10 protein-coding genes and 1 riboswitch are annotated in these 11,548 nt (G+C 68.3%); of the genes, 3 read left to right on the top strand and 7 right to left on the bottom strand.

The window, feature by feature from the left end:
- Positions 1–55 precede the first annotated feature (55 nt).
- The gene (locus G6N33_RS00695; protein ID WP_044511511.1) at positions 56–982 is read left to right on the top strand and encodes an asparaginase; all 927 of its coding nucleotides are present in this window, start codon (positions 56–58) and stop codon (positions 980–982) included.
- Here G6N33_RS00695 and G6N33_RS00700 read toward each other — a convergent pair.
- Positions 947–2,374 (bottom strand): DNA polymerase IV, encoded by a 1,428-nt coding sequence (locus G6N33_RS00700; RefSeq protein ID WP_044511510.1) that lies wholly within the window; start codon positions 2,372–2,374, stop codon positions 947–949. The two genes, G6N33_RS00695 and G6N33_RS00700, sit on opposite strands and share 36 nt — an antisense overlap.
- Positions 2,375–2,405: 31 nt before the next feature.
- Here G6N33_RS00700 and G6N33_RS00705 point away from each other — a divergent pair, with 31 nt between their 5' ends.
- Together G6N33_RS00705 and G6N33_RS00710 are read left to right on the top strand one after the other, a co-directional pair.
- Positions 2,406–2,972 carry a class I SAM-dependent methyltransferase gene (locus G6N33_RS00705; RefSeq protein ID WP_044511509.1) on the top strand — a complete coding sequence of 189 codons (567 nt, stop codon included), beginning with the start codon at positions 2,406–2,408 and terminating at the stop codon, positions 2,970–2,972.
- Positions 2,973–3,111: 139 nt separating this feature from the next.
- A complete protein-coding gene (locus tag G6N33_RS00710) occupies positions 3,112–3,918 on the top strand; it encodes a class I SAM-dependent methyltransferase (protein WP_044511508.1) in 807 nt (268 codons plus the stop codon).
- A gap of 77 nt (positions 3,919–3,995) precedes the next feature.
- On the opposite strand, the gene G6N33_RS00715 is transcribed toward G6N33_RS00710, so the two are convergent.
- From G6N33_RS00715 to G6N33_RS00740, 6 genes are all read right to left on the bottom strand, one after another.
- Positions 3,996–4,874 carry a DUF559 domain-containing protein gene (locus G6N33_RS00715; RefSeq protein WP_231382634.1) on the bottom strand — a complete coding sequence of 293 codons (879 nt, stop codon included), beginning with the start codon at positions 4,872–4,874 and terminating at the stop codon, positions 3,996–3,998.
- Between the two features lie 122 nt (positions 4,875–4,996).
- Positions 4,997–8,152: an isoleucine--tRNA ligase gene (ileS, locus tag G6N33_RS00720; protein ID WP_044513316.1), complete on the bottom strand. Its 3,156-nt coding sequence runs from the start codon at positions 8,150–8,152 to the stop codon at positions 4,997–4,999.
- 267 nt (positions 8,153–8,419) lie between these two features.
- Positions 8,420–8,662, bottom strand: a complete 243-nt coding sequence (locus tag G6N33_RS00725) for an Rv1535 family protein (RefSeq protein ID WP_044511507.1) — start codon at positions 8,660–8,662, stop codon at positions 8,420–8,422.
- 270 nt (positions 8,663–8,932) lie between these two features.
- Positions 8,933–9,102: riboswitch (M-box (ykoK) riboswitch) on the bottom strand.
- Positions 9,103–9,243: 141 nt separating this feature from the next.
- Positions 9,244–10,368 carry a nitronate monooxygenase gene (locus G6N33_RS00730; protein WP_101528855.1) on the bottom strand — a complete coding sequence of 375 codons (1,125 nt, stop codon included), beginning with the start codon at positions 10,366–10,368 and terminating at the stop codon, positions 9,244–9,246.
- Positions 10,369–10,403: 35 nt separating this feature from the next.
- Positions 10,404–10,973 carry a carboxymuconolactone decarboxylase family protein gene (locus tag G6N33_RS00735; RefSeq protein WP_044511500.1) on the bottom strand — a complete coding sequence of 190 codons (570 nt, stop codon included), beginning with the start codon at positions 10,971–10,973 and terminating at the stop codon, positions 10,404–10,406.
- A gap of 56 nt (positions 10,974–11,029) precedes the next feature.
- On the bottom strand, positions 11,030–11,542 hold the full coding sequence (locus tag G6N33_RS00740) for an NUDIX domain-containing protein (RefSeq protein WP_049919303.1): 513 nt from the start codon (positions 11,540–11,542) through the stop codon (positions 11,030–11,032).
- Positions 11,543–11,548: the final 6 nt, after the last annotated feature.

An 11,548-nucleotide genomic window follows, 5' to 3' on the forward strand; every position in this document is an offset into this window, starting at 1 on the left:
CCGGCCCAGGTTGGGTGCGGCCTCACCGCCGCAGCGAATGCGGAATGATTTGGCCATGGGTCGGATCACCGTCATCACCACCGGCGGCACGATATCGACGAGCACCGGCACCGACGGCGTGCGGCGTCCGAGTCGCAGTGGCGCCGACCTGACAGCCGGCCTCGACGTCGACATCGTCGACCTGATGGCGGTGGACAGCTCGGAATTGACGGTTGCCGACTGGGATCGCATCGGCGCCGCCATCCGGGCCGCGACCGCGGACGGCGCCCAGGGCGTGGTCGTCGCCCACGGCACCGACACCATGGAGGAAAGCGCGCTGTGGCTCGATCTCACCTACGCCGGTGACGCCCCGGTCGTGCTGACCGGCGCCATGCGCAGCGCCGACGCCCCCGATGCCGACGGCCCGGGCAATCTGCGCGACGCGGTGGCCGTCGCCGCCAGCCCGGCCGCGCGGGGCCTCGGGGTGCTGGTGGCGTTCGCCGGGCGGGTGCTGCAACCGCTGGGCATGCACAAGGTCGTCACTCAGGATCTGAGTGGTTTCGCGGGCCAGCTGGTCGGCGGCGTCGCCAATGAAGTGTCGTTGACCGGTGCCAAGGTTCGGCCCCAACTCGGTGAATTGTGCGCTGTCGACGCGCCGCGGGTCGACATCGTCGCGGCCTACCTGGGCAGCGACTCGGTGGCGCTGGACGCGTGTGTGGCTGCCGGCGCACGGGCCGTCGTCCTGGAGGCGCTGGGGTCCGGCAATGCCGGGACGGCGGTCGTCGACGGCGTCCGCCGGCACTGCCGCGACGGCGTCGTCATCGCGGTGTCCACACGCGTACCCGGCGGCGGGGTCAGCGCGGGGTACGGGCCCGGCCATGACTTGGTCGAGGCCGGCGCGGTGATGGTGCCGCGACTGCGGCCGCCGCAGGCGCGGGTGTTGCTGATGGCGGCGCTGGCCGCGCGGTTACCGGTCGGTGACGTGGTCGACCGCTGGGGCTGAGGCGTCGTCGCTGTCTGCGGCGCGCAACGCGGCAAGGTAGTCCGCCCAGTCCAGGGAGTCGACAGGGTTGGCGCGCACCAGGTCGGCGGTGCCGGCCGGGAAGGTCCGGGCCTGCCCCGGGCCGGTGCCTCGGGTTTCGAACCGTACGGTGACGACGCCGTGGCCCGCACCCTGCACCCAGCCGTGCCCCAGGTCGGGATGGGTGACGTCGTCGCCCACCCGCCACGGCGAGGCCTCCGGTGCGGGCGCCGGCGCGAACATCGCCTCGGTGGCCGTAGGTGGTGCTTGGAAGGTGTGGTGTGCCTCCGATTCCGGCGCCGAGGCGTCCAGATCGGGGAACAGCGACTCCTGGCGCACATCACTCAAGCCCGAAAACCCCACGCCGAGCAGACGAATGGGGCCGATCTCGCGCGGGTCGAGCAGCAGTCGCCGGGCCACCGCGACCAGTGCGCCGGCCTCGGTGGTCGCGTAGGGCAACGTCGCCGAGCGGGTGAGGATGCTCATGTCGGATTTCTTCAGCTTCACCGTCACGGTCCGGGCGCCGCGGCCGTCGCGCAGCAGGCGTTGATGCGCGTGTTCGGCGATCGGTTCGATGGCATCGTGCAGCTGCTCGAGGCTGGTCAGGTCGGCGGCGAAGGTCGACTCGGCGCTGATCTGCTTGGCTTCGGCCCGCTCCGCGACCGGGCGATCGTCGATGCCGCGGGCCAGCCGGTGTAGCGCCGGCCCGATCGTGGCGCCCAGAATGTTGGCGGCCTCGGCATCGCTTAGCGCCGCCAGCTGCCCGATGGTCTCTATGCCGAGGCGATTCAGCTTCTCCTCGGCCACCGGGCCGATCCCCCACAGCCGCCGCACCGGCAACCCGTCGAGCAGCAGCCGTTCCTCGGCGCGCGACACCACGCGCACGCCGTCGGGTTTGGCCAGCCCGGAGGCGATCTTGGCGATTTGCTTGCCCGATCCGGCGCCGACTGAGGCGGTCAACCCGGTCTCGTCGCGCACCCGTCGTCGCAGCGCCTCACAGAACGTCTCGACATCGCGGGCCGAGGCGCCGGCGAGTTGCGACGGTTCACCGAACGCCTCGTCGAAGGACAGCTGCTCGACGACGGGCACCAAATCGCGGACCGCCTGGAACACTCGCCGGCTGGCGACGCCGTAGACCACGCCACGCGGCGGCAACACCACCGCCGTCACGCCGACCATCCGGCGCGCCTGGTGCATGGGCATGGCCGACCGCGCCCCGAATACCCGCGCCTCGTAACTCGCGCCGGCCACCACTCCCCGGCCGCCCAACCCGCCCACCAGCACCGGCCGGCCGCGCAGGGTCGGGCGGGTTAGCTGCTCGACGGAGGCGAAAAATGCGTCCATATCCAGATGCAGCACCCAACGGGACTCCACACGCTGATGCTAGGGCGCTACCGTTTTGCCCATGGCCATGAACCTCGCGCATCGCCGACTGTGCAGCTCGGACCGCTGGGCGAAAACCGTCGAACACGATTTGCTGCCGTGGGTGCTGGCGGATGTCGACCTGGGCGACAACACACTCGAGATCGGACCGGGGTACGGCGCGATCCTGCGGGTGCTGGTCGACAAGACGCCGAAGCTCACGTCGGTGGAGATCGACGGCCCAATGGCGGCGCGACTGCAGCGGTTGTATGGCGACCGGGCGCGGATCATCAACGGCGACGGCACCAACACCGGCTTGCCGGACGACGAGTTCAGCTCGGTGGTGTCGTTCACGATGCTGCACCACGTGCCGACGGTCGAGCTGCAAGACCGGTTGTTCGCCGAGGCGTTCCGGGTGCTTCGCCCCGGCGGGGTGTTCGCCGGCAGCGACAGCACCACGTCGCTGCTGTTCCGCGTGCTGCATTTTCGCGACACCTGCAACACGGTGTCGCCGGACACATTGCCGGATCGCTTGCGCACGGTCGGGTTTCGCGACGTCGATGTCGAAGCCCGCGGCGGCAGGCTGCGCTGGCGCGCGGCGAAGGCCTAGCCTTTTTCAGGACTTTTTCGAGCTTCTTTACAGACCCGCCGCTGCCAGATCGCTTGCCGACAGCGAGCTTTCGCCATGTCCGATCGAGGGCGGCAGTTGCTGGACCGGAGCGGGCAGGAGCAGGGGGTAGAACGGAGGCATGACAAGCCTTTCGACTGAACCGTCGCCGTCATCCGACCGGGAACCGCACCTGCTGCGCGAGGTAGCCGAGTCCTTCGGAGTGGACGCCGATCGCTACGACCGCTCGCGGCCCCGTTACCCCGAGGAGATGATCCAGCGCGTCATCGCCACCAGTCCCGGTCGCGAATTCCTCGATGTCGGGTGCGGCACTGGCATCGGCGCGCGGCAGTACCGGGCAGCCGGTGTCACGGTGCTGGGCGTCGACCCGGACCCACGGATGGCCGAGGTCGCCCGGCGCAGCGGCATCGAGGTGGAGATCGGCAACTTCGAAACCTGGGACGCCCGCGGCCGGTCCTTCGACGCGGTGGTGGCCGGCCAGGCCTGGCACTGGGTCGATCCCGTGCGGGGCGCCGCGAAAGCGGCGCAGGTGCTCCGCCCGCACGGGCTGCTGGCGCTGTATTGGCACGTCTTCGACCCGCCCGCCCATATCGCCGAAGCCTTCGACGACGTCTTGCAGCGCGTCGCGCCCGACACCCTGCTGCCGCCACCCGGCAATGAATCGCAAGAAGCAAATGTCCGGCGGGCCATGGACGGTATCCGGACCGCCGGTAGCTTTGCCGAACCCGAGCGGTGGCGCTTCGAGTGGGAGCGGCGGTACACGCGGGACGAGTGGCTGGACCATCTGGTCACTACCGGCACGCTCACCGTGCTGGCACCGGAGCAGATTGCGACCGTGCGCGACGCGGTGGGCACCGCGATCGACGACACCGGTGGGGCGTTCACGATGCAGTACGTCACCTTGGCCACGGCCGCCCGGCTGGCGTAATTAGCCCTTATCCACCGCGAGGCGGTAACCACGGACGGGTGTTCTCGGGAAACGCGTCGCCAGTTGCAGTCTCGCGATCAGAGCGGGCGGAGCGGGCAGCCCGCCGCCTGCAGCGCGGCCCGGGCTCGTTCCACGACCACGTTGGACCGATAGCGCAGCAGCTCATTGCTGACCCGGATCAGGCGCCAACCCCGCCGCTCCAGTTCGGCCGTGCGGTCGATGTCGTTGGCGCGGATGCCCGCATCTGTCCAGTGCTGGGCGCCGTCGTACTCAACCCCGACGAGCCATTCCTCCCATCCCATGTCGATGCGTGCCAGCACCGCGCCCCACATGTTGTGCACGACGATCTGGGTCTGCGGCTTGGGCAAGCCGGCGTTGACCAGCGCAAGTCTGGTCCGAGATTCCTGCGGCGACTCCGCGCCCGCGTCGATGAGCGGGAGCACGCGGCGCAGCTGCTTCATGCCCCGGGCACCCCGATGCGCCGCGATCAGCGGATACACATCCTGTGCGGCCACGCCGGTGGCCCGCGCCAGCGCGTCGGTCCGGACAACAGCGGCTTCCAACCCGGGCCGCCGCCCGAGGTCGAACGCGGTGCGGGCCGGCGACGTCACCGGGATTCCGTCCACCACTGCGATTTCGCTCGCCGACAAGGTCTCGTTGCGAGTGATGAGCAACGGTGGCGGACGGGTGCGCTCGCACACCAACTCAGCAGGCAGGGTGGGATCGATCCACTCGGCACCCCACAGCGCCGCCGCGGAGAGACCGGACACCACTGCCTCTTTGCCCGACCACAGCCATGCCGCCACGGCTCGATCGCGCGCACTCAGTTCGCCGCCTTGCCGGCGGTACACGTTGCGATAGATCCGGGTGCACGAGCGCCGCAATTCGCGCTGCGTCCAGGTCCCCGCGCGCAGCGCGTCCGTGCCGCGGAACGGTGGCGACGGTTGAGTGCTCACGCGGGCAGCGTGCCACGCCACCCCGACATGCCGCGAGACTGTAACTACCGACGGGTCTTCTCGGGAAACGCGTCGCGGAATACAGTTTCGCGGCAACTAGGCACGGCAACTAGGCGCGGCAACTAGGCCTTGGCGATCGCGACCCGCACACCGTCGCCGATCTGAGCGGCGTCCGGCGGGTCGCCGAATTGGAAACTGGTGGCAAGGATTTCGCCGGCGATGAGCTCGCGATGCCGCTCGGCCCAGTCGGCCCGCTCGGCCGGCACCGACATCACCACCCGGATGCGGTCGGAGACGTCGAGGCCGGTCGACTTGCGCAGCTCCTGTAGTTCGCGGATGCGGTCCTTGGCCCAGCCCTCGGCCTCGAGCTCCGGGGTCACCGTGCCGTCCAGCACCACCAGGCCCGCGCCGTCGGGCAGCGCCGCGGTGAACTCGGGGTCCGCAGCCACCAGCCGCGAGCTGTATTCGTCTGGACGCAACACCGCGGGACCGGCGGTGAGGGTGCCGTCGGGGTTGACCACACCCTCGCCGGCCTTGACCGCCTTGATCGCGGCCTGCACGTCCTTGCCGAGGCGCGGCCCGGCGACGCGGGCGTTCACCGTGAGCTCGAATCGACCATAGGTGTCGATCGCATCGGTGAGTTCGACGCTTTTCACGTTGAGTTCGTCGGCGATCAGATCGGTGAACGGCACCAACTGCTGTGGATCCGCAACGGCCACAGTCAGTTTCGGCAATGGGAGTCGTACTCGCAGCTTCTTGGCCTTGCGCAGAGACGACGCCGCCGAGCACACGTCACGGACCTGGTCCATCGCGGCGACCAGGTCGGCGTCCGCGGGCAACTCACCGGCCTGCGGCCAGTCAGTCAGATGCACCGACCGTGCGCCGGTGAGTCCGCGCCAGACGATCTCGGTGATCAACGGCAGCAGCGGCGCGGCCAGTCGCGAAGCGACCTCCAACACGGTGTGCAGGGTGTCGATCGCATCGCTGTCCTCTTCCCAGAATCGCGAACGCGACCGTCGCACATACCAATTCGTCAGCGCCTCGGTGAACTGCCGGAGCTGTTCGCAGGCGCCGGAAATGTCACATACATCCAGCGAATCGGTCAGCTCGTCACGCAGCACCGCGAGCTTGGCCAGGATGTAGCGATCCAGCACATGTGGCGAATCGGTGCGCCAGACACCAACTTTCGGTGCGTATAGGGCCAGGAACGTGTAGGCGTTCCACAGCGGCAGCAGGACCTGACGCACTCCTTCGCGAATGCCCTGCTCGGTGACGATGAGGTTACCCCCGCGAAGGATCGGCGAGGCCATCAGGAACCAGCGCATCGCGTCGGAGCCGTCGCGGTCGAACACCTCGCTGACGTCGGGGTAGTTACGCAACGACTTGCTCATCTTCTGGCCGTCGGAGCCCAGCACGATGCCATGTGCCACACAGTTTTTGAATGCGGGCCGGTCGAACAGCGCGGTGGCCAGCACGTGCAGCGTGTAAAACCACCCGCGGGTCTGGCCGATGTACTCGACGATGAAGTCGCCCGGGAAGTGTCCGACCTCTGCCGCCGACCCCGCGAACCAGTCCGCGTTCTCGAACGGGTAGTGCACCTGCGCGTAGGGCATGGAGCCCGAGTCGAACCAGACATCGAGCACATCGGGGATGCGCCGCATCGTGCTGTGGCCGGTGGGATCGTCGGGGTTGGGCCGGGTGAGTTCGTCGATGTAGGGCCGGTGCAGGTTGTCCGGTCGCACACCGAAGTCGCGCTCTAGCTCGTCGAGGCTGCCGTAGACGTCGATGCGCGGGTAGGCCGGGTCGTCGGATTTCCACACCGGAATCGGGGTGCCCCAGTAGCGGTTTCGTGAGATCGACCAGTCGCGCGCGCCCTGCAACCACTTACCGAACTGGCCGTCCTTGACGTGTTCGGGGTACCAGGTGATCTGTTGGTTGAGCTCTACCATGCGGTCCCGGAATTGGGTGACCGCGATGAACCAGGACGACACCGCACGGTAGATCAGCGGGTTGCGGCATCGCCAGCAGTGCGGATAGGGGTGTTCGTAGGTTTCGTGCCGGATCAGCACCGGCTGGTTGACGGCGGCCGAACCGCTACCGTTCTTCAGGTCGCGGATGATGTGCGGGTTCGCGTCAAAGACGTGCTGCCCCTGGTAATCCGGGACGGTGGCGTCGAAGCGGCCTTTGGCATCCACCGGTGTGACCGGAACGATCCCGACCTTGTCGGTGGTGGCCATGTCGTCCTCGCCGTAGGCGGGCGCCATGTGCACGATTCCGGTGCCGTCGTCGGTGGTGACGAAGTCGCCGGGCAGCACCTGAAATGCGTTGGCAGTCTCCATGAAATAGGGAAAGGGCGGTAAATAACGAGTGCCCAGCAGGTCGGTGCCGCGGTAGGTGCCGAGCACCTCGGGCTCCTGGCCGTCCTCGAGGCCCAGCTCCTTCGCGTAGGCGCCCAGCCGGGCCTCGGCCAGCACCAGCCGCCGCTGCCCCGCACGGACTTGTACATAGCTGACGTCCGGGTTCACCGCGACGGCCAGGTTGGACGGCAGCGTCCACGGCGTGGTGGTCCACACCAGCAGGTAGGCGCCGGCTAATTCGCCGCCGAAGATCCGGAAGCCCACCGTGACGGCCGGGTCCTGCCGGCTTTGATAGACGTCGTCGTCCATCCGCAATTCGTGGTTGGACAACGGGGTTTCGTCGCGCCAGCAGTACGGCAGTACCCGGTAGCCCTCGTAGGCCAGGCCCTTGTCCCACAGCTGTTTGAACGCCCAGATCACCGACTCCATGTAGGGCAGGTCCAGCGTCTTGTAGTCATTGTCGAAGTCGACCCAGCGTGCCTGCCGAGTGACATAGGCCTGCCATTCGTCGGTGTAGCGCAACACCGATTCGCGGCAGGCCTCGTTGAACGCGGCGATGCCCATGTCGTCGATCTGCGACTTGTCGGTGATGCCCAGCTGGCGCTCGACTTCGAGTTCGGCGGGCAGCCCGTGGGTGTCCCAGCCGAACCGGCGGTCCACCTTGAAGCCGCGCATGGTGCGATACCGCGGCACAATGTCTTTCACGTAGCCGGTGAGCAGGTGCCCGTAGTGTGGCAGCCCGTTGGCGAAGGGCGGCCCGTCGTAGAACACATACTCCTGGGCACCCTCGCGGCGCGCGATGCTGGCCCGGAACGTGTCGTCGCGGGTCCAGTAGTCGAGGACCTCGAGCTCCAGCCGGGAAAAGTCGGGGGCTCCACCGGCCAGCTTGGGATAGGTCCTGGCGTCAGCGTTTTCGGTCACGGTGCGCGTCGTCTCCTGCGTGCCTACGGTCAGGCCGGGGACGACGACGCGCAACCTGCGCGAGCGCCGCGGTACCACCCCGCTTGTCACGCGTGCGCGTGACCGCTCGAACAGCTGTGACGGGCCTACCCGTTCGGGTCTACTGGGCTGCCCCGATAGCGGAGCGGGCTGTTCTTCCGAAGGCTCCCCGGTGATGGCCGGATCGATGCCGTTGAGGAAGATTCTACGGGCCGTTGCAAATCGCCCCGTCTGGGCACGGCGCGCAGATCAAGCGCGGACCTCGAGCACCCCGACGCGCAGCAGCGCGGCGTACACGTGGCGCACGGGAACGGTCAACAGTAGCGCCACACCGTCCACCAGCGGGTCGTGGCCAATGCCGAACGGCAACCCGTTGGCGCGGCGCACCGCCTGGTCGGGTTCGCACTGCGGTACCGCGGCCGCGTCGGGCACCACCTGCAGGTTGCGCGTGGACGGGACGGCAACCGCTTCGTCGAAGAGCACCGCGGTCATGATCGTCTCCTATCGGATGTCGAAACGAGCTGGGTTCATCTGTCCCGTCTCGCACCGACTCCGAACCGAATATGCCTGGCGGAGAAGCTGATTCGCTTAGCGCAGGGCGTCGGCTACGGAGGTTGGGCCGGGACGGAACATGCCGGGATGTCCATCCGGACTGCCACTGGAACTCATGCGTCCCTCACCTCCTTCACGGCCATGACGCGTGCGTGACCCGCGTCCACTGCGCGCACCACGAGGAGTTCAGTACCCGGCGACCGCCGGGAATCCGCACCCCTCTCGTCAGAGCTTTGGCACTACCCGACGTGTCCGAGACTCCGGAAGCCACTTTGGCTCAACCCTTAAGCCGGGAGGAGCTGTCCTGACCCGGGGCGTCTTTCGACGTTGGGGGTCAGTGGCCTGTATTCGTGTAGCCGCCTCACCTAACGAGGTGCAGTCCCATAGTCCATGAGGGGCCGCAGCGGGTCAACACGATCGACACGGTGTCGGGCAATCTTTACGTTTTCGCCTCGGCTTTCGCCCGGCTCTCGCGGGCTGACCTGCTCAAATGGTGGACTGTGATGCCGTTCACAGGCCGATCAATCGCCCGCCAGGTCCTCCAGGCGCCCGATGGTGTCGGCGAATTCCTCGACCATGTCGAGCACGACCGTGCGGGTGGGCCGGACCCGATCGAGCGAGCCGACGACCTGGCCGACGAAGTATGTTGCCAGCTCGCGCGCCTTGGCGCCCGGATGGCTGGCCGCCTGGTTGATGCGCAGCTGCGGCTCGGTCACCAGCGTGGTCTGCAACGGCATCCCGAGCGGCTTCGGGTGGTCGGGTCGTTCCCATTCGTCGGTCCACGCGGTGCGCAGCATGCGCGCCGGTTTGCCCGTCATCGACCGCGACCGCACGGTGTCCGAGGAGCTGGCGGCAAGGAATTTCTCCTTGACCACCGGATCGGTCTCCGCCTCTTCGGTGGTCAACCACACCGAGCCGCACCACACCCCCTCGGCGCCCAGGGCCAGGGCCGCGGCGATCTGTCGGCCGCGGGCGATGCCGCCCGCCGCGAGCACCGGAACGGGTGCGACCGCGTCGACGACTTCGGGGACGAGGACCATGGTGGCCACCTCGCCGGTATGGCCGCCGGCCTCGGTGCCCTGCGCGACGATCAGGTCGACCCCGGCGGCGGCGTGCCGACGCGCATGCGCGGTGGTGCCGGCCAATGCCGCGACCAGCACGTCGTGGCTGTGCGCGCGATCGACGAGGTCGGCCGGCGGCGGGCCCAGCGCGCTGGCGACCAACCGGATGTCATGCGCGAACGCGACGTCCAATAGCGGCTCGTAACCCTTGGGTGAGATGTTGAGGCCGCCCAGCGGCGCCCGGGGCGGTTCGGCCGGCTTTGGGACGTCGTAGCGCGCCAACAGGTCCTCGAGGAACGCCCGGTGCTCGTCCGGCAGCAGCTCCTTGACTTGCGTGGCGTCGATGCCGCCCCGCTCGGCGCCGACGTACTTGGGCGGCAGCAGCAGGTCGACGCCGTACGGTTTGCCGCCGGTCTGCTCCTCGATCCAGCTCAGCTCGGTTTCCAGCCGCTTGGGGCTGTGTGCCACCGCGCCCAGCACCCCGAATCCGCCTGCGTTGGTGACCGCGGCGACGACATCGCGACAGTGGCTGAAGGCGCATATCGGGAACTCCACACCGAGCAGCTCGGCGACTCTGGTCCGCATTCCCCGACGCTAGGAGTTATCGCCGGACATGGCAATCAACTCGCCGGTGAGCGGCCATCCGGCGGCCAACCCGCAACACCGTCCTCGAGCGGAACCTGCAAACTCTGCAGGATCGACGACACCATTCGCCACGCGCTGATTACCGTGACGAGTTCAATGAGAAGTGCTTTGTCGCTTCGTAATTCGCGCTCGCAGGCCGCCCAGCTCTGCGCGCTGACGGCGCCGTCGCGCACCACGTCGTCGGTGGCGGCCAGCACCGCGCGCTCGGCCGGGCCGAATCCCTCGTGCCGTTCCCAGTCGCGCACGCCGACCAGGTCGTCGGCGCTCACCCCCAACCGCGTCGCCACCCGCCAGTGCTGCGTCCACTCGTATTCGCAGGCGGTGAGCCAGCCGATCCGCATGATCACCAACTCGCGCAGCCTGGCGTCCAGGCGACCGTGCCAGAGCATGGTGGCGAGCAGGTCATTGACCGCCCGCGCCAACGACGGATGGTTGAGCAGCACCTGGAAAATGCTGAGTTCGGCCATGTAATCGGGAACGGCCGCTTCGTCGGCGGCGGCCTTGGCCTCGTCGAGTGGCAGTCCCGGCACGCGCGCTGTTGTCATGGTTCAGCACTCCGATGTACTTTGCGGAACGTCTTCGCGTTCACCGCCAATCGTAGTCAGCCGGCCGCCGATGCCCCGGAGGCGGCGCGCTCGCGCGCGATCCGGATCACCGCGGCCGCGACCGGCGCGATCCGCTCGTCCCGGACGCGCAGGAAGGCCGCACTTTCCACGTCGTCCCCGTTGCCGTGAGCGCGTACGCGCCCCGCGACCTCGATCGCATAAAAGTGCCGCCGCGATCGCCAGGCCTCGCCGCGGTTGCGTTCGAAAAAGTGTTCTTCGAATTGGCATATCGGCCGCGGGGCGGACGTCAGCGACAGTCCGGTCTCTTCGGCCAGTTCTCGCTGCAGAGCAGCGACGAGCGACTCCCCGTCGTCCACGCCTCCGCCCGGCAAGTCCCAAAGATCTTCGCCGGCAGCCTGTTTCGTCAGCAAGACTTCGTCATCGCGAAATGCGACGCCATACACCGAGGTGCGGTCGACGAGCTGCGCGGCGGGAACCAGATGCGCGAAGCCGGACAGGTCGCGGCACAGGACGCGTTCCAGTCCGGGCTGGAAAGGATGCTGCGTCATGGGCGC

Source organism: Mycobacterium simiae, from assembly GCF_010727605.1.
Taxonomy (GTDB): domain Bacteria; phylum Actinomycetota; class Actinomycetes; order Mycobacteriales; family Mycobacteriaceae; genus Mycobacterium; species Mycobacterium simiae.

What these genes read in the sequence shown, in the direction of transcription:
- G6N33_RS00710 (WP_044511508.1), top strand. Translation starts at nt 3,112, where the DNA reads ATGACAAGCCTTTCGACTGAACCGTCGCCGTCATCCGACCGGGAACCG.
- G6N33_RS00725 (WP_044511507.1), bottom strand. Translation starts at nt 8,662, where the DNA reads ATGACCGCGGTGCTCTTCGACGAAGCGGTTGCCGTCCCGTCCACGCGC.
- G6N33_RS00740 (WP_049919303.1), bottom strand. Translation starts at nt 11,542, where the DNA reads ATGACGCAGCATCCTTTCCAGCCCGGACTGGAACGCGTCCTGTGCCGC.
- G6N33_RS00730 (WP_101528855.1), bottom strand. Translation starts at nt 10,368, where the DNA reads ATGCGGACCAGAGTCGCCGAGCTGCTCGGTGTGGAGTTCCCGATATGC.
- G6N33_RS00735 (WP_044511500.1), bottom strand. Translation starts at nt 10,973, where the DNA reads ATGACAACAGCGCGCGTGCCGGGACTGCCACTCGACGAGGCCAAGGCC.
- G6N33_RS00695 (WP_044511511.1), top strand. Translation starts at nt 56, where the DNA reads ATGGGTCGGATCACCGTCATCACCACCGGCGGCACGATATCGACGAGC.
- G6N33_RS00705 (WP_044511509.1), top strand. Translation starts at nt 2,406, where the DNA reads ATGGCCATGAACCTCGCGCATCGCCGACTGTGCAGCTCGGACCGCTGG.